Consider the following 16,856-nt stretch of genomic DNA (forward strand, 5'->3'; position numbering starts at 1 on the left):
CGGCGAGATCCTGCTCGACGGCGCGCTGCTGCCCGCGCGGCGCACCCGCGAGCAGCTGCGCGCGATCCAGCTGATCCCGCAGGATCCCGGCTCGTCGCTCGATCCGCGCATGACGGTCTCGGCGACGCTCGGCGAGCTGCTGCGCGCGCACCGGATCGTGCCGCGCGCGGGTGTCCGAGCGCGCGCCGCGGAACTGCTCGCGCAGGTCCGGCTCGACTCCGCGCTGCTCGACGCGTTCCCGCACGAGCTGTCGGGCGGGCAACGGCAGCGGGTCGCCATCGCCCGGGCGCTCGCGCTCGATCCGCGCGTGCTCGTCGCCGACGAGCCGACGAGCGCCCTCGACGTGGCGGTGCAGGTCGAAGTGCTCGCGCTGCTCGACCGCCTGCGACGCGAACTCGGGCTCGCCCTGCTGTTCATCTCACACGACCTCGCCGCGGTGCACCGGCTCTGCGATCGGGTCGCGGTGCTGCGCGACGGCCGGCTCGTCGAACTCGGGGGAGCCGACTTCTTCCGCGCGCCGCGCGAGCCCTACTCCCGCGAGCTCCTCGCCGCGGTACCGCGGCTTCCCGAGCATCGGTAGACTCCCGTACTACCGGCCGGTTCGCGACCGAAGGAGGCAGCATGGACGGCATCATGCAGTGGTTCGATCGGCTGCTCGACGGTTCCATCATGGCTGGCGGCATCTTCCTGCTCATCGGCATCCTCGGCGCGATCCTGCTCGTCATCTCGCTCGTGCTCGACGGCATCTTCGACGCGTTCGACTTCGGCGACGGCCCCCTGAGCCTCACCACCATCGCGGCGTTCACCTCGATCTTCGGCTTCGCCTCCTTCGCGTGCGTCGGCGCGGGGCTCTCGACGCCGATGGCGGCGGTCATCGGCGCACTCGCCGGCCTGCTCGGCGGCGCCCTCGCCTGGTGGCTGACCCGGCTGATCCGCGGCGCAGAATCCTCGACCGCGGTGAGCGGCGAGGAGCTCGTGGGCTCCGAGGCCGGCGTCGTGCTGCAGATCCCCGTGGGCGGTCTCGGCGAGGTCGCCCTCGTGCGGCACGGCGAGCGGGTCTCGCTCGCAGCGACCGCCGACGCGAGCGAACCGCTGCCCCGCGGCACGCGGGTGCGCATCGTGCAGACCCTCACCGCGACCTCGGTGCGGGTCGAGCCGATCCTCGCCGCGGACCACACGGTCCCGCCCACTACGTAATCCCCCCACCGACCGCCCCCGAATACAACCGGAGACGACATGTCATTCCTCGCAAGCCCAGCCATCATCGGCGTGTTCGGCGCGGTCATCGCGCTCGTGCTGATCGCGCTCGTCATCATCAAGCGCTACCGCATCGCCAAGCCCGACGAGGCCATCATCGTGACGGGTGGCAAGGGCAAGGAGGTCGTCGACGCTCTGGGCAACAAGGGCCGGGACCTCTCCGGCCAGAAGGTCGTAACCGGCGGCGGCGTCTTCGTCGTGCCCTTCGTGCAGAAGTCCTTCACGATCTCGCTCCGCTCGCGCCGGCTCTCGATCACCACGGAGGCGCAGACCACCGACGGCATCACCATGCAGGCGCAGGCCGTCGCGGTGGTCAAGGTCGGCGGCACGCAGGAGATGATCCGCGCGGCCGCCCAGCGATTCCTCTCGAACTCCGACGAGATCGACGAGTCGACGCAGGAGGTGCTCTCCGGCTCCCTCCGTTCGATCATCGGCGGCCTCACCGTGCTGCAGATCATCCGCGACCGCGCGGTCGTCGCCCAGAGCGTGCTCGAGGCCGCCGAAGAGGCGCTGACCAAGCAGGGCCTCGTGGTCGATACGCTCCAGATCCAGGAGATCCGCGACGGCGCCGACTACATCGCCAACATCGGCCGACCCGAGGCCGCAAAGGTGCGCCAGGCGGCCGACATCGCCGAGACCAACGCCTACCAGGCCTCGCAGGAGGCGAAGATCTCGGCCGAGAAGGTGCTGCTCGACCGCAACCGCGAGCTGAAGCTGCGCCAGGCCGAGATCCAGGCCGAGACCGACAAGGCCAACGCGCAGGCGCAGGCCGCCGACCCCCTCGAGCAGGCGATCCAGCAGCAGGCGATCGTCGAGCAGCAGCAGATCACCGCGCAGAAGGAGGTCGCGCTCCGCACCGAGAAGCTGAACGCCGACGTGCGCGCCGTCGCCGAGGCCGAGGCGTATCGCGTCGAGGCGCTCGCCAAGGCGGAGGCCGCCGCAGCCGTCTCGGCTGCAGAAGGCCGTGCGAAGGCGGTGGAGCGCGAGGGTCTCGCGAGCCGCGCCGCTCGTATCGCCGCTTCCGAGGCGCTCGAGGCCGAGGGCCGCGCCGAGGCCGCAGCGCTCGAAGCGAAGGGCACCGCCGAGGCGACCGCGATCGACGCTCGGGCCCGCGCGCTCGAGACCCAGTCGCAGGCCGTGCTCGCGCAGGAGCTCATCCACCTGCTGCCCGAGATCGCGGCGGAGTACTCGCGCGCCATCGGCGCGATCGACCACATGACCGTGGTCTCGGCCGACGGCACCTCGAAGGTGGCCGGCGAGGCGATGGGCAACATCAAGGGCCTGCTCGAGATGGCCAAGGACACGGTCGGCATCGACCTCGCCGCGATGCTGAACGGCGTCGCCGGCGGTGCCGCTGCCGGTGCCGCCGCAGGCCGCGCCTCGCGCGACGAATCGGCCGCGCAGCCGCGCCGTGCCGCGCACGCACGCTCGGTCGAGGCGCCCGCGGAGTCCTCGGGGGCCTCGGGGTCCGCGGCCGGCGAAGCGGGATCCGCGGCGGGTCGTGACGCGCGCGTCGCCGGAGTGACCGAGCACCTCGGCTCCGCCGCCGAGCAGACCGCGCACGCCTCGATCGACTCCGCGCAGAACTGGGCCGCTCAGACCGGTGAGCGACTCGCCGGCGAGTCTGGCGCGGCGCAGCCCGGTACTCAGGCGAACGGGGCAGACTCGCAGGCATGAGCGAGTTCTTCCCGGAGCATCGAGCGGTGGGCGCTGCGGCGCCCGCCGCTCAGCTGCGTCCCGAGTCCGTCGTGTTCCGCAGCCACCGGCACGGACGACGGCTCGTGCTGCCCGTGATCGTGCTCTGCGCGGTCGCCGCGGCGGCGGGTTTCTGGGCGGGGGCGCTCCCCGAAGCCTGGATGAACCTGGCCGTCGCCGCGGGCGCAGCGCTCATCGCACTGCTGCTCGGACTCGGGCCCATCGTGGGCTGGCTCGCCGACCGCATCACCGTGACCACACGGCGCGTGATCATGCACCGGGGCGTGCTCATCCGTCGGCGCAGCGAGATCCCCCTCAGCCGCATCCGCGAGGTGCGCAGCCGCCGCGGCATCGGCCAGCGCATGATCGGCTCGGGCGACATAGAACTGTTCGTCGGGGCCGAGCCGCCGACCCGCCTGCACGATCTGCCCGCGGTCGAGCGCGCGGTCGATGCGCTGCAGGAGCTCATCGAGGAGAACTACCGTGCCGGGCTCGGCGGCGGCGCTGGCGGCCCTGGCGCTGGCGGTGTCGGCGGCGCTGGTGCCGGTGGCGAGACCGGGCAGGCCCCGTTCGGCTGGTTCGACACGGCGCAGCCGCCTCAGCGTCCGGCCCCGCCCTTCGACCCGACGGCCACGCGAATCCTCCCCGGCCCCTGACCCGGGGCTTGGGCTTGGTTCCGGTTCCGGGCCCGGCTTTGGAGGATGGACCCGGCGTGGGTTTGGTCCGGCGTGGACTCGATCCGGCGCGGGCCCGGTGGGGAACCGGCTGCGGGGCGGCGTCCACTGCCGTGCGCCCGATGATCGACGGTCCCGGGCGGGAGTCGATGATTCGACGCCGTGTCGCCGGCCGGATCCCGTGTCGCCCGTCAGATGCCGCGCCGCCGATTGGACGCCTCGTCGACGAGTGGACGTTGCGCTGACGGTTGGACGCCTCTCCGACGAGTGGACGTTGACTCGACCATTGGGCGCTGAAACGACGAATGGACGCCGAGCTGACGATTGGACGTCGAACCAGCGTCCGGCTCGCCGTCCACTTGTCGGGAAAGCGTCCACTGGTGGGCCCGCGACACGTGAGCCCGGGATTCGCGACCGGCGGCTGGGGGGTGCTGTCCGGAGGCGCGGTCCACGACCTGGCGTCGATGCGACGACTGGAAGCTGTCCCGTCGGCTGGACGCTGGTGCGACGTTTGGACGCGGAGCCGACGTTCGGACGTCGAACCGGCCATCGGGTGCTGTGCCGACAAATGGACGTCGAATCGGCGATTGGACGTCGAACCAGCGTCCGGCTCGCCGTCCACTTGTCGGGAAAGCGTCCACTGGTGGGAACCGGGGAACCAGGGAACCAGGGAACCCCACGGAAAACGGGGAACCGAGGAGCCCGGGCGCTCGCTAACCAGCACCCCGCAACCCTGCAGAACCGCGCCCCAGCACTCCAGCGCCGGGCAGCGGCTCAGCTGGTGCGGGCGATGAGCACGTCGATGAGGTCTCCCGCGAGCTTCACGAGGCGCTCGATCTCGCTCTCGTCGCGATCCACCCAGCGCACCTCGGGCTCGCCGACCGGCACGAAGTTCTCGTGCCGCTCCCACACCATCAGCGTGCGTTCGGCGCCGAGCACGTACTGCTGCCACCAGATCTGCCGCAGGTAGTTGCGGGGGATCGAGCGCCACTCCTTGTTGGTGGTCTTGATCTCGGCCAGCTCGAGCGGCCCGGCCTCCCGCTGCACGAGACCGTCGGGCGTCGCGAGGTGCCGGATGTCGCCGCAGGCGTGGAACAGGGCCTGGCTCGGGGCGATCCCGTATTCGCGCAGCACCCACGCCGCGATCTCGGGCTCGCGCGCCTTGCCGTGCTCCGTGTACGCGTTTCCCGTGAAACGACTGCCGTGCAGCTTCTCGCGGGCGGCGGACTCGATCGAGCGCTGGGTCGAGAGCTTGGCGACGTCGGTCGCGGTGATCCCGCGGGCCCGCGCCCGCATCCACGCCATGCGATCGTTGCCGTCGGTCACGATCCGCTGGTGGTACTCGGGGCTCGAAACAGACATCGCTCGAATTCTCCCATGGAAAGCCGCGCGGCGATTCAGACACTCGGTGCGAGGGGAGCACCGGCTCGCGCACAGCGCACGTCCAGCGGCGGCGGAAACAATGCCAGACATGAGCACAGGGGCAGCGGAGACGAACGGGACCGACATCGCGGAGGCTTCGGGGCGCAAGCTGCGGGCGCTCGTCGTCGATGACGAGGAGTCGATCACGCAGCTCGTCGCGATGGCGCTGCGGTACGAGGGCTGGGAGGTCGAGACCCTCGGCTCGGGCGGCGGCGTGGTCGATACGATCGCGTCGTTCGATCCGGACGTCGCGGTGCTGGACATCATGATGCCGGACGTGGACGGATTGCAGGTGCTCTCGCGTCTGCGCGCGGCCGGGCACATGGTGCCCGTGCTGTTCCTCACCGCGCTCGACTCGGTCGACGACCGGGTGAACGGGCTCACCGCGGGCGGTGACGACTACGTCGTGAAGCCGTTCAGCATCGAGGAACTGATCGCCCGACTGCGCGGCCTGGTGCGCCGGTCGCAGAACTCGAAGAGCTACAGCGCCGACCCGGTGATCCGCGTCGGCGACCTGTCGCTCAACGAGGAGAGCTACGAGGTGGAGCGCGCGGGCGACCTGATCGAGCTGACGAGCACCGAGTTCGAGCTCCTGCGCTACCTCATGCGCAACCCCAAGCGGGTGCTCTCCAAGGCGCAGATCCTCGACCGCGTGTGGAGCTACGACTTCACGGGCAAGGCCACGGTCGTCGAGCTCTACATCTCGTATCTGCGTAAGAAGATCGACGAGGGACGGGATCCCATGATCCACACGATCCGCGGCGCGGGATACATCCTCAAGCCGGCGAGCTGATCGGCTCCCACCGGGGCGGGACCGCGCGTGTTGCGCGATCCCGCCCCGATGGGATAGAGTTCTCTTCGGCCAAAGACCGCAGGTAGGGTCCGCAAGGATCCCGGAACGATCGCGAGAGCGAAGACCCGCGCAGGTACGAATCTCCACTTCTTGGTTTCCAAGATTCTGAAGCTCCGTGCGTGCGCGCCGGAGCTTTTCTCGTTTTTCGGCGGTCCGGCCTCCGAGAGCATCCGTTCTCGGAGAAGACATTATTAGGGAGCGCCATGGCTACGAAGGAAGCAACGGTCGCCGATCTTCAGCAGAAGTTTGAAGAGTCGTCCGCCGTCCTGCTGACCGAGTACCGCGGTCTGACGGTTGCTGAGCTGCGCGAGCTGCGCAACAGCATCCGTGAGCACGCGACGTACGCTGTGGCGAAGAACACGCTGACCAAGATTGCGGCCAACGCTGCCGGGGTCACCGCATTCGACGACGAGCTGGCCGGTCCTTCGGCTCTCGCCTTCGTGCACGGTGACACCGTCGCGGTCGCAAAGGCACTGCGTGACTTCGCCAAGGCACACCCTCTTCTGGTGGTGAAGGCTGGCTACTTCGATGGCAAGCCTCTGACCGCCGCTGAGGTAGGCAAGCTCGCCGATCTCGAGAGCCGTGAGGTGCTGCTGGCCAAGGCCGCAGGCGTCATGCAGGCCTCGCTGGTCGGTGCGGCACAGCTGTTCAACGCTCTGCCCGCCAAGGCCGCTCGCGGCTTCGGTGCGCTGCAGGAGAAGCAGGACGCATAAGGATCGGCTCACGCCGATTCGCGACAAACCACAGACCCGCTCTCACTCGCTGAGGGCAAACATCAAGGAGAAACACCATGGCTAAGCTTTCGACTGAAGAGCTGCTCGAGCAGTTCAAGGGCCTCACCCTCATCGAGCTCTCGGACTTCGTGAAGGCCTTCGAGGAGACCTTCGACGTGTCGGCTGCCGCTCCGGTCGCCGTTGCCGCTGCTCCGGCTGCCGGCGCTGCTGAGGCCGTCGAGGAGAAGGACGAGTTCGACGTCGTCCTCGAGTCGGCTGGCGACAAGAAGATCCAGGTCATCAAGGTCGTGCGCGAGCTGACCGGCCTGGGCCTGGGCGAGGCGAAGGCTCTCGTCGAGGAGGCTCCCAAGAACGTGCTCGAGGGCGCGAAGAAGGATGCTGCCGAAGAGGCGAAGGCGAAGCTCGAGGAGGCCGGCGCGGGCGTCAAGCTCGTCTAAGGTCTTTTCGCGCTAACGCGCTATTCAGCAGGGGCGGGGGCCACCTTCGGGTGGGTCCGCCCCTGCTTTTTTGTGTCCCTACCGAAATGTCGGTAGCCCCTGGCATCCTGTTCAGGATCTTGCTACTGTGGCACGCTGGTCGTCGTGGGCCCGGTCTGATCGCACATCGATCTCGCCGCGACGCGCGACCCCCGAAAGAAGGAATCCCGTGGCTCTGCTCCGACTCTCCTGGCAGCACGCGAAGCCGTACTGGCCCGCCATGCTCGCCGTGCTCATCCTCCAACTCCTCTCGACGATCGCGGCGCTCTGGCTGCCCAGCCTCAACGCGCAGATCATCGACACCGGTATCGCAAAGGGCGATATCGGCTACATCTGGACGACCGGCGGCACCATGCTCGCGGTCTGCCTCATGCAGGTCATCACGGCGATCGGCGGCGTCTACTTCGGCGCCCGGGTCTCCATGGCCGCGGGCCGCGACCTGCGCCGCAGCGTCTACCGCAAGGTCGACTCGCTCTCCACGCTCGAGGCCACCCGCTTCGGCGCCGGCACCCTCATCACCCGCGGCACGAACGACGTGCAGCAGGTGCAGATGCTCATCCTCATGACCCTGAACTTCATGGTGACCACGCCGATCATGTGCATCGGCGGCATCATCATGGCGCTGCGCGAGGACGCGGGCATGTCCTGGCTGGTGTGGGTCTCGGTCTCGGCGCTCGCCGTGATCGTGGGCTTCCTCGTGTGGCTGCTGCTCCCGCTGTTCCGCAACATGCAGGCCCGCGTCGACGACATCAATGGCGTGCTGCGCGAGCAGATCATGGGCATCCGCGTGGTCCGCGCGTTCGTGCGCGAGAACTTCGAGTCCGATCGCTACGAGGTCGCGAACCGCAACATCACCCGCATCTCGGTGCAGGTGGGCAACGTGTTCGTGCTCATGTTCCCCGTGATCATGATGATCCTGCACCTCGCCACGGGTGCGGTGCTCTGGTTCGGCGGCCACCGCGTCGACGAGGGATCGATGGAGGTCGGATCGCTCACCGCGTTCATGCAGTACCTCATCCAGATCCTCGTCGCGGTGATGATGGGCGTCTTCATGACGATGATGATCCCGCGCGCGGTCGTCTGCGCCGAGCGCATCCGCGAACTGCTCGACACCCGCTCCGAGCTGGAGTTCCCGGCGACCGAGCAGGTGCCGACGCCGACGGTCGGTCGGATCGCGTTCGACGGCGTGACCTTCGGGTTCCCCGGCGCCGAGGTGCCGGTCATCAAGAACGTCAGCTTCGTCGCCGAGCCCGGCAAGACCACGGCCATCATCGGATCGACCGGTTCGGGCAAGACCACGCTGCTCAACCTGATGCTGCGGCTGTTCGACCCGCAGTCCGGCAGCATCACCATCGACGGGCAGCCGGTCTCGGCGCTCACCCGCGGGCAGCTCGCCCGCGCGGTCAGCCTGGTGCCCCAGCGGCCCTACCTGTTCTCGGGCACCATCGGATCGAACCTGCGTTTCGGTAAGGACGATGCGACGGACGCCGAACTCTGGGAGGCGCTGCGCGTCGCCCAGGGCGAGGACTTCGTCCGCGAGAAGGAGAAGCAGCTCGACGAGCCGATGGCTCAGGGCGGCACGAGCGTCTCCGGCGGTCAGCGCCAGCGGCTCTCGATCGCCCGGGCCCTCGTCGCCAAACCGCAGATCTACCTGTTCGACGACTCGTTCTCGGCGCTCGACGTGGCCACCGATGCGCGTCTGCGCGCGGCACTGCCCGACGCGATCGAGGGCGCCACGACCATCATCGTGGCGCAGCGCGTCTCGACCATCACCGAGGCCGATCAGATCCTCGTCGTCGAGGACGGCGAGATCGTCGGCCGCGGTACGCACAGCGAGCTCCTCGCCGACAACTCGGTGTACCAGGAGATCGTCCGATCCCAGCTCGAAGAGGCGGAGGCCGTCTGATGGCGGAACGCAAGGCGCGCGGAGCGCGCAAGGACCGCAACGCCGAGCCCTCGGCCGCAGCGGTGATCGAAGCCGAGGTCGCCGAGGAGTTCACTCCCGGCGAGATGGACGGCGACATGTTCGGCGGGGCGCCGGCCAAGAAGGCGAAGCACTTCTGGCCGTCGGCGAAGCGGCTCTTCGGGCTGCTCGCTCCCGAGAAGGGGAAGTTCTCCCTCGTCGTGCTCCTGGTGATCGGCTCGGTCGTCCTGACCGTGATCGCGCCCAAGGTGCTCGGCAAGGCGATGGACGTCATCTTCAACGGCATCATCGGCGCGCAGCTGCCGAAGGGTGCGAGCCTCGAACAGGTGATCGAAGGCGCCAAAGCCTCGGGGAACACCCAGCTCGCCGACATGCTGTCGGGCACCGACGTGGTGCCCGGCCAGGGCATCGACTTCGAGAAGCTCGGCAACCTGATCCTCCTGGTGCTGGGGCTCTACCTGGTGGCGTCGTTGCTCATGTGGCTCCAGGGCTACATCCTGAACAAGCTCGTCATGCGCGTCGTGTTCAAGCTCCGCCAGGACATCGAGCACAAGCTGAACCGCCTGCCGCTCAGCTACTTCGACACCGGCCAGCGCGGCGACGTGCTCTCCCGCGTGACCAACGACGTCGACAACATCCAGCAGGCGCTGCAGCAGGCCTTCTCGCAGCTCGTGCAGTCCGCGCTGACGGTCATCGGCATCGCGATCATGATGTTCGCGGTGTCGTGGCAGCTCGCGCTGCTCGCGCTCATCGCGCTGCCGCTCTCCGCGATCATCGCCGGCGTCGTCGGCACCCGGTCGCAGAAGCTGTTCGCGGCGCAGTGGAAGCACACCGGCGCGCTCAACGGCCACATCGAGGAATCGTTCACCGGCCACGAACTGATCCGCATCTTCAATCGCGACCAGGTCATGATCGAGGAGTTCGACTCGCGCAACCAGTCGCTGTTCAAGGCGGCCTTCGGCGCGCAGTTCGTGTCGGGCACGATCATGCCCGCCATGCAGTTCGTGTCGTACCTCAGCTACGTGCTCATCGCGGTCGTCGGCGCGCTCCGCGTGACCGCCGGCCAGATGTCGCTGGGCGACGTGACCGCGTTCATCCAGTACTCGCGGGAGTTCTCGCAGCCCATCGGCGAGATGGCGGGCATGGCCAACATGCTGCAGTCCGGCGTCGCGTCGGCCGAGCGCACCTTCGAGCTGCTGGACGCCGACGAGCAGGAGCCCGAGACCGCGAACGAGCACCTGCCCGCGCGCACCGACGGACACGTCGAGTTCGAGCGGGTGTCGTTCAGCTACGATCCCGAGTCGAGCCTCATCGAGGACCTCTCGTTCGAGGCGCGGCCGGGGCACACCGTCGCGATCGTCGGACCCACCGGTGCGGGCAAGACCACGCTCGTCAACCTGGTGATGCGGTTCTACGAACTGAACAGCGGGCGCATCCTGCTCGACGGCGTCGACGTGACCCAGCTGTCGCGCGCCGAGCTGCGCAGCCACATCGGCATGGTGCTGCAGGACGCCTGGCTGTTCGGCGGAACCATCCGCGAGAACATCCGCTACGGCCGCCTCGACGCGACCGACGACGAAGTGATCGATGCCGCCAAGGCGACCATGGTCGACCGTTTCGTGCGTCAGCTGCCCGAGGGCTACGACACGGTGCTCGAGGAGAACGCGACCTCGCTGTCGGCGGGCGAGCGCCAGCTGCTCACCATCGCGCGCGCGTTCATCGCGAACCCGTCGCTGCTGATCCTCGACGAGGCGACGTCCTCCGTCGACACCCGCACCGAGGTGCTGGTGCAGCAGGCGATGCGGGCGCTGCGGGCCGACCGCACCTCGTTCGTCATCGCGCACCGCCTCTCGACGATCCGCGACGCCGACACCATCCTCATGATGGAGCACGGCCGCATCGTCGAGCAGGGCTCCCACACCGAGCTGCTCGCGCAGCGCGGGGCGTACTACGCGCTGTACCAGTCGCAGTTCGCCGGCGAAGATGCAGAAGAGCAGGCCGAGACGAAGGCTGCCGTCGAGACCGGGGCCGTCGACCTGTCGGCGGCCGCCGCCTCCGACGCCGGCACCGCCTCGACCTCGGACGAGGCTGCGGCTCCCGTTGCCGGCGCCGCGAGCGACGCATCGGCCGACGACGCGGGGGAGACCCCGCGCGCCTAGACCGGGCCCCGGGGCGACCGAGACTGGTATTCGGTCGCCCCGGAATCCGGTAGACTCTTCAAGGCCCCCCACGTGGCGGTATCTCGACGAACTCCCCCAGGACGGAAACGGAGCAAGGGTAGTCGGGCTCTACCGGGTGCGTGGGGGGTCTTTTGCGTCCCGGCACTCAGTTCGCCCGTGCCGTTCAGGTCGCCCGCGCTGTTCAGGTCGTTCGGACCGGTCAGGCCGAATTCTCGACCAGGCGCTGGCGCGCGCGTGCGGTGCGCACCCCACCGTTGGACGCCTGAGCGACCAGCGGACGGCGAGTCGGTCGCCGATTCGGCGTCCAGTCGTCAGGTGTGCGTCCAGTCGTCGGTTCGGCGTCCGACTGTTGGCCCGCCGAACCGTCCAGCGCGCACCGCTCAGCGCAGGACCGCTCAGAACGCGACGGATCCGAACGCGGCGGGATCCAGGAACCCGTCCTCCCGGGCGCGCCAGGCGAGTTCGAGTTTCGAGCGGGCGGGCCGGCCTTGGGCGTCGTACTTCAGTTTGATCCGCTTCAGGTACTTGCGCGCGGTGTCTTCGCGCACGCCGAGGCGATCCGCGACCGAGGCCAGCGGTCGACCCGCTGCGTAGAGCTCGAGCAGCCGCGCCTCCTGGCCGGAGAGCTTCGGCGCCGGGTCCGCGTCGATGACGGCCTGCGCCCGCGCGGTGATCGCCGCGGACCCGGCGAGCACCCGGACGACCGCGCGGAGGAGCTCCGATTCCGGGTCCTGCTTCGAGACGATGCCGTCGACGTCGACGCCGGCGCTCGTGATCCGCCTGATCAGGTGCCGCGATTCGAGCGCCGAGAGGATCACTACCCGCATCCCCGCAGCGCGGAACGCAGCGATCGCGGCCAGATCGTATTCCGCACCCGAACCCACTGCAGGGTCGACGACCAGCAGGTGGGGCCAGGCCGAACGCTCCGCGCCGCGCATCTGCGCGACGAGTTCGGCGACCGAGGCGAACGAGCCGACCGATCGCACCGCGGGCAGCGTCCCCAGCAGCTCCGCCGCTCGATACCGTTGCAGCACGTGCGGCTCCACCACGGCGACGCGTCTCGCCTGCTCAGTTCCCCTGGGTAGCATCCGGAATCCCCCTCCGATGACGCCGCCGATCATGCACGGCGGCGGAAGGGCCCGCGGTGCGCCAGGTGGCGGCCCTGCGAAACATCCCTCACCGAGGGAGAGTCGAACCTAGGCGAAAAGTGTCGCGGCTCCCCGCGTCCCGCTCCCGCCCCCGCTCCCGCCCCCGGCATCCCGCCCCACCACCCGGGCTCCGCCGCCCGCGCGGGGCGGGATCAGAGCTCGGAGAGCTCGAAGGTCTGCTCCTCGGGGTCCGGGCCCCACGGGCCGAAGATCGGCGCGTCGGGGTCGTCGACGGTCGCGTACGTCTCGACCGGGCTTCCGCGGAACGCTCCGTCGCAGGCTCGGAACGTGAACATGTAGAAGCCGCCGGACTGCATACGGAGCCGTCGGACGGCGGATCCGGTTGCGTCCAGCGGGACGGACGCCACCTGCCCGGTCATCGACTGCAGGCAGACGGTGCCGTTCGGCGCGCCCTGGAACTGGAGCACGAGCCCGGTCGTCCTCGCCTCCGAGATATCCATGGTCGGAGACCCCTCGAAACCGCGGACCGCGACCGGGAGCAGCGTGTAACGACCGAGGACCGAAGCGGAACGTCGGTCTCCCGCGTACGCCCAGACCGAGTACTCGGTGGTACCAGCGGCCGCGCTGAAGGTGCGCAGATCGAAGGACCAGCCGCCGGCCGGATCCACGGGCGTCGAATACTGCTGCCCCGCGATCGAGACCGCGATCTGAGCGCCCGGAGAGGTGCGTCCCGCGATGACGGGCGCGAAGTATCCCGTAGAGTCCGCGGGAGTCCGAAGTCCCGGAGCCAGGGCCGGCGTCTCTGTCTGCGGTCCCGGGCCGGTGTCCGGACGCGGACGCTCCGGCTCCGGCTCCTCCGGTTGCGGCCAGCCGTCGACGAGGGGGACCTCGGGGATCGATTCGTCGGTGTTGTGCCGGCCCGTCCGGATCTCGGACGGCGGTGTCGGGGTTCCGGGTCGGGGGAACTGCTCCGTGTCGGAGTCTTCCGTGCCGTCCTCGACGGCGATGCGGGGAGGTGCCGGATCCCGCGCTTCGGAGACCTCCGTCGCCGAGGTCCGTTCAGTCGATGAGGTCTCGGGCGCCGAACCGCGACCGCCAGCGTCCGAGGCGCCGCCGCCCAGCACGGAACCCGTCACCAGAGCGACGGCGATGGCGGTCCCGCAGGCCGCGATACCGAGCCCGCCGAGCACGGTGGTGCCCGCGGGGCCGAGCTGGGACGCGACGCCGAGCAGCAGCGCGGCCCCGCCCGCGGCGGCCGGCGCCACCAGGGGAGAAGCCGCGGGCAGCGTCGAGCCCAGCGCCGCGAAGCCGGCCGTCGAGAGCGTCGCACGCTGGAGCGTCGATGCCGAGCTCCGGAGATCCCCCAGCAGTTCGGCGCAGACGGCGCAGACGGCGATGTGGGCCTCGGCGGCGACGCGTTCCGCTGCCGCGAGGTTCCCGATGACGTATCCGGGCAGCAGCTCCGCACGGTGCGCGGTATCGGCGCGGAGGGCATCGGGGACCTGCCGGATGAGCCAGTGGTTCAGCAGCCCGGCGCGGGCGCGGCGGTGCAGGGAGGACACCGCGTTCGGGCGGATGCGCAGCTCGGCCGCGATCCGGGGACGCGGCACCTCATCGACCTCCGACAGCCACAGCACCCGCTGCCACCGTTCGGGGAGCGCGCGGAACGCGGCCAGGACCTCCGCCGCGTCGGCCTCCCTCGAGACGATGCTCAGGCCGTCGTCCGCGTGCGCGGGTTCCGCATCGGGGAGCACCGGGAAGCGCTCCATCTCGCGCCCCCAGCGCGCGGCGGTGTTCCGGATCACGGTGAACAGGTAGGCGCGGAACGCCTCGGTGGGCCCGGCGTCCGTGGTGGTGACCTGCCGGTAGACCGCGAGGAACGACTCCGAGACGAGGTCCTCCGCGCGGTCGCGGTCGATGCGGCGGGCCAGTCGGAGCGCGGCGCCGATGTGGCGCGACCAGAGCGCCTCGTAGGCCCGCGCGTCCCCGCTCCGCAACCGCAGCAGCAGTTCGGCGTCGCTCGGCGTCTCCGGTGCGTTCAGCGTCCCCGGTGCAGCGTCATCGATGCGTTCCATCAGTCCCCCCGGACCCGCGTCGCGCCGGCCCGGATGGGTCGCGGCGCTGTTCGAAAACTGTCGTTTCTCTCAGGAGAGTACGGGATCGAGGAAAAGTGTCACGAGATTCGAAAGAATCTTTCCGGGTCGCGAGTTCTGAAGGGTCTGAGCCCCGTCGGGCCGTCGGCGCCCATCCGATCAGGCCGCGGACACCCCGTGCGACAGTTCGGCGAACGCGCGGCGGGCGAGCCGCGCGGGTTCGCCCGCCGCGCCATCGGGATCCCGGTCTCCCGCGGCCCAGTGCTCGAGCCCGAGCCGGATCGCATCCGTGGCCGCGGCCGCGAGCAGTCGTACCTGGAACGGGTCGGAGTCGGGGCCCTCGAGCTCGGCCACGATGGTGCGCAGGCGCGTCTCCGAATCGTGGTTGACCCGGTGCCAGACGGCGCGCAGCGCCGGATCCTCGGCCATGGCGCGCAGCAGACCGCGGGTCCAGCGCAGGCCCTCCCGCTCCGCGGTGTCGGCGGGGACCAGCAGGCGGTCGATGATCGCGGGGATCGCCTCGCGCGGATCGCCGGGCCGGGACGCCGCGAGCGCGTCCTGCCAGGAGGCGGCACCGATGCCGAGCAGGGGCGCGACCGCGTCCTCCTTCGTCGGGAAGTAGCGGTAGAAGGTGCGCAGCGAGACGCCCGCGGCGTCCGCGATGCTCTCCGCGGTGACCCGGTTCGCGCCGTGCTCGGCGAAGCGCGAAGCGGCCGCTCGGGCGATCGCGAGGCGGGTGTCCGCCTTGCGGCGATCGGTGAGGGACAGTGCGGATTCCACGGTTCGAAGCGTACGGGAATTCCGACGGGTCCGTGCATGTTGTCAATAGTGGCACGACGTGCCAAGCTGGCATGACATGCACTGAATCTGAACGCTCGAAAGGTCGAATCATGAACCGTTACGAAGGTCGCCGCGCACTCGTCACCGGCGGTGGATCAGGGATCGGGCAGGCCACCGTGCTGCGCATGCTCGCCGAAGGCGGCACGGTCGTCGCGGCGGATGTCAGCGAGGCCGGCCTCGCCGACACGGTCGCGAAGGCTGGGGAGGCCGCCGGCCGGCTGCACACCGTCATCGTCAACATCGCCGACGAGGCCTCGGTCCGTGCCGGGGTCGCCACCGCGGTCGAGCGCCTGGGCGGCCTCGACGTCCTCGTCAACGCGGCCGGGATCCTTCGCTCCTCGCACACCCACGAGACCTCCCTCGAGTCGTTCGAGCGGGTCATCCGGGTCAACCTCGTCGGCACCTTCCTCATGATCCGCGAGGCGATCCCCGCGCTCCTCGAGGGCAACGGCTCCGCGGTCGTGAACTTCAGCTCGACGTCGGCGATGTTCGCGCACCCCTACATGGCGGCCTACGCCGCGAGCAAGGGCGGCGTGCAGTCGATGACCCACGCGCTCGCCGCCGAGTACGCGAAGCAGGGGATCCGCTTCACCGCTGTGCAGCCCGGATCCATCTCGTCGGGCATGACCGACGGCTCGGGCGCGAGCAAGCAGAGCCAGGGTCCGGGCCTCCCGGAGGACGCGGACATGATGCTCTTCATGAAGCTGCAGCCGGCGCTCGGCCAGGGCTTCGCCGGACCCGAGACCGTGGCTGGCGTCGTGGCGATGCTCGCGAGCGACGACGGCAGGTTCATCACCGGCACCGAGGTGCGGATCGACGGCGGAACCCACTTCTGATTCCCCGGGGCCGGGAGTAGGGTGGCCTCAGCTTCCGGCCCGCAGGCGTCGCCGATCCCGGTGCCCGGAGCCTCAGAGACGGAGGACCCGCGATGAGCGGAGGACGACTGCGAGCCCACAACCTCGCGATCTCGCTCGACGGCTTCGGCACCGGGGCGGATCAGCGCCTCGAGTCCCCGTTCGGGCACGCGGGCACGCGCCTGATGGAGTGGTTCTTCCCGACCGCGACCTTCCAGGGGCTGACGGGTACGCGCGAGCGGCAGGCGGTCGATCCGGCCACCGAGCCCGACGACGCGTACGCGCGGCGGGCCTGGGACGGGATCGGCGCCGAGATCATGGGCGCGAACAAGTTCGGCCCGCCCGGCTGGCAGGACGACCCGGACTGGCGGGGCTGGTGGGGCGATGAGCCGCCCTTCCATACCCCGGTGATCGTGATGACGCATCGCGAGCTGCCGTCGCTCGAAGTGGGGGAGACCACCTTCCACTTCCGCGGCGGATCCCCCGAGGAGGTGCTCGCGGAGGCGCGGGACCTCGCGGGCGGACTCGACGTCCGCCTCGGCGGCGGCCCGTCGTCGACCCGTTCCTTCCTCGCCGCGGGCCTCGTCGATCTGCTCCACGTGGCGCAGGTGCCGATCCTGCTGGGACGTGGCGAGCGGCTGTGGGACGGGCTCGAAGGTCTGGAACAGGGGTACCGGATCGAATCGGAGACGACGCCGAGCGGGGTCACCCACATCGTGTTCACGCGGGGCTGAGCGCGCCGTGG

At 69.9% G+C, this 16,856-nt stretch carries 15 protein-coding genes and 1 other RNA gene; 12 read left to right on the forward strand and 4 right to left on the reverse strand.

All coding sequences use genetic code 11. The annotated features are described in order from the left end of the window. The 4 genes from XM48_RS02615 to XM48_RS02630 form a co-directional block, all read left to right on the forward strand. Window positions 1–580 (forward strand): ATP-binding cassette domain-containing protein (locus XM48_RS02615; RefSeq protein WP_046454231.1); only part of this gene is annotated, 580 nt, incomplete at its 5' end. Window positions 581–621: 41 nt separating this feature from the next. Further along, window positions 622–1,197: a hypothetical protein gene (locus tag XM48_RS02620; protein ID WP_052961250.1), complete on the forward strand. Its 576-nt coding sequence runs from the start codon at window positions 622–624 to the stop codon at window positions 1,195–1,197. 39 nt (window positions 1,198–1,236) lie between these two features. Continuing rightward, entirely contained in the window at window positions 1,237–2,934 is a 1,698-nt protein-coding gene (locus XM48_RS02625; protein ID WP_084820903.1) for a flotillin family protein, read from the forward strand. Beyond that, a complete protein-coding gene (locus XM48_RS02630; protein WP_197074127.1) occupies window positions 2,931–3,608 on the forward strand; it encodes a PH domain-containing protein in 678 nt (225 codons plus the stop codon). Before XM48_RS02625 ends, XM48_RS02630 begins: the two co-directional genes overlap by 4 nt. Window positions 3,609–4,400: 792 nt before the next feature. On the opposite strand, the gene XM48_RS02635 is transcribed toward XM48_RS02630, so the two are convergent. Beyond that, window positions 4,401–4,988 (reverse strand): YqaJ viral recombinase family protein, encoded by a 588-nt coding sequence (locus XM48_RS02635; RefSeq protein WP_046454232.1) that lies wholly within the window; start codon window positions 4,986–4,988, stop codon window positions 4,401–4,403. Between the two features lie 109 nt (window positions 4,989–5,097). Here XM48_RS02635 and XM48_RS02640 point away from each other — a divergent pair, with 109 nt between their 5' ends. From XM48_RS02640 to ffs, 6 genes are all read left to right on the forward strand, one after another. Further along, window positions 5,098–5,841, forward strand: a complete 744-nt coding sequence (locus XM48_RS02640) for a response regulator transcription factor (protein ID WP_046454233.1) — start codon at window positions 5,098–5,100, stop codon at window positions 5,839–5,841. A gap of 263 nt (window positions 5,842–6,104) precedes the next feature. Beyond that, a complete protein-coding gene (gene rplJ, locus XM48_RS02645; RefSeq protein WP_046454234.1) occupies window positions 6,105–6,614 on the forward strand; it encodes a 50S ribosomal protein L10 in 510 nt (169 codons plus the stop codon). Window positions 6,615–6,691: 77 nt separating this feature from the next. Further along, window positions 6,692–7,072 (forward strand): 50S ribosomal protein L7/L12, encoded by a 381-nt coding sequence (rplL, locus tag XM48_RS02650; protein WP_046454235.1) that lies wholly within the window; start codon window positions 6,692–6,694, stop codon window positions 7,070–7,072. A 208-nt stretch (window positions 7,073–7,280) separates the two neighbouring features. Next, on the forward strand, window positions 7,281–9,017 hold the full coding sequence (locus XM48_RS02655; protein WP_046454236.1) for an ABC transporter ATP-binding protein: 1,737 nt from the start codon (window positions 7,281–7,283) through the stop codon (window positions 9,015–9,017). After that, window positions 9,017–11,194 carry an ABC transporter ATP-binding protein gene (locus XM48_RS02660; protein WP_046454237.1) on the forward strand — a complete coding sequence of 726 codons (2,178 nt, stop codon included), beginning with the start codon at window positions 9,017–9,019 and terminating at the stop codon, window positions 11,192–11,194. The genes XM48_RS02655 and XM48_RS02660 overlap by 1 nt, the downstream gene beginning before the upstream one ends. A gap of 59 nt (window positions 11,195–11,253) precedes the next feature. Next, an RNA gene (gene ffs, locus XM48_RS17410) (signal recognition particle sRNA small type) lies at window positions 11,254–11,350 on the forward strand. 260 nt (window positions 11,351–11,610) lie between these two features. Here ffs and XM48_RS02665 read toward each other — a convergent pair. The 3 genes from XM48_RS02665 to XM48_RS02675 form a co-directional block, all read right to left on the reverse strand. Further along, on the reverse strand, window positions 11,611–12,264 hold the full coding sequence (locus XM48_RS02665) for a response regulator transcription factor (protein WP_156174908.1): 654 nt from the start codon (window positions 12,262–12,264) through the stop codon (window positions 11,611–11,613). Between the two features lie 251 nt (window positions 12,265–12,515). After that, entirely contained in the window at window positions 12,516–14,399 is a 1,884-nt protein-coding gene (locus tag XM48_RS02670; protein ID WP_046454238.1) for a sigma-70 family RNA polymerase sigma factor, read from the reverse strand. Window positions 14,400–14,576: 177 nt separating this feature from the next. Further along, complete coding sequence (locus XM48_RS02675) at window positions 14,577–15,197, reverse strand: TetR/AcrR family transcriptional regulator (RefSeq protein ID WP_046454239.1); 621 nt, start codon at window positions 15,195–15,197, stop codon at window positions 14,577–14,579. A gap of 110 nt (window positions 15,198–15,307) precedes the next feature. Here XM48_RS02675 and XM48_RS02680 point away from each other — a divergent pair, with 110 nt between their 5' ends. After that, window positions 15,308–16,093 (forward strand): SDR family NAD(P)-dependent oxidoreductase, encoded by a 786-nt coding sequence (locus tag XM48_RS02680; RefSeq protein ID WP_046454240.1) that lies wholly within the window; start codon window positions 15,308–15,310, stop codon window positions 16,091–16,093. Window positions 16,094–16,185: 92 nt separating this feature from the next. Then, the gene (locus XM48_RS02685) at window positions 16,186–16,845 is read left to right on the forward strand and encodes a dihydrofolate reductase family protein (protein WP_046454241.1); all 660 of its coding nucleotides are present in this window, start codon (window positions 16,186–16,188) and stop codon (window positions 16,843–16,845) included. The last annotated feature ends 11 nt before the right edge of the window (window positions 16,846–16,856 follow it).

Origin of the sequence: Leucobacter sp. Ag1 (assembly GCF_000980875.1) — a bacterium.
In the GTDB taxonomy this organism is placed as follows: Bacteria; Actinomycetota; Actinomycetes; order Actinomycetales; family Microbacteriaceae; genus Leucobacter; species Leucobacter iarius.

Excerpts from the sequence above, each read along its gene's own strand:
- rplL (WP_046454235.1), top strand. The coding sequence starts at position 6,692 with ATGGCTAAGCTTTCGACTGAAGAGCTGCTCGAGCAGTTCAAGGGCCTC.
- XM48_RS02640 (WP_046454233.1), top strand. The coding sequence starts at position 5,098 with ATGAGCACAGGGGCAGCGGAGACGAACGGGACCGACATCGCGGAGGCT.
- XM48_RS02685 (WP_046454241.1), top strand. The coding sequence starts at position 16,186 with ATGAGCGGAGGACGACTGCGAGCCCACAACCTCGCGATCTCGCTCGAC.
- XM48_RS02660 (WP_046454237.1), top strand. The coding sequence starts at position 9,017 with ATGGCGGAACGCAAGGCGCGCGGAGCGCGCAAGGACCGCAACGCCGAG.
- XM48_RS02635 (WP_046454232.1), bottom strand. The coding sequence starts at position 4,988 with ATGTCTGTTTCGAGCCCCGAGTACCACCAGCGGATCGTGACCGACGGC.
- rplJ (WP_046454234.1), top strand. The coding sequence starts at position 6,105 with ATGGCTACGAAGGAAGCAACGGTCGCCGATCTTCAGCAGAAGTTTGAA.
- XM48_RS02630 (WP_197074127.1), top strand. The coding sequence starts at position 2,931 with ATGAGCGAGTTCTTCCCGGAGCATCGAGCGGTGGGCGCTGCGGCGCCC.
- XM48_RS02625 (WP_084820903.1), top strand. The coding sequence starts at position 1,237 with ATGTCATTCCTCGCAAGCCCAGCCATCATCGGCGTGTTCGGCGCGGTC.
- XM48_RS02670 (WP_046454238.1), bottom strand. The coding sequence starts at position 14,399 with ATGGAACGCATCGATGACGCTGCACCGGGGACGCTGAACGCACCGGAG.
- XM48_RS02620 (WP_052961250.1), top strand. The coding sequence starts at position 622 with ATGGACGGCATCATGCAGTGGTTCGATCGGCTGCTCGACGGTTCCATC.
- XM48_RS02680 (WP_046454240.1), top strand. The coding sequence starts at position 15,308 with ATGAACCGTTACGAAGGTCGCCGCGCACTCGTCACCGGCGGTGGATCA.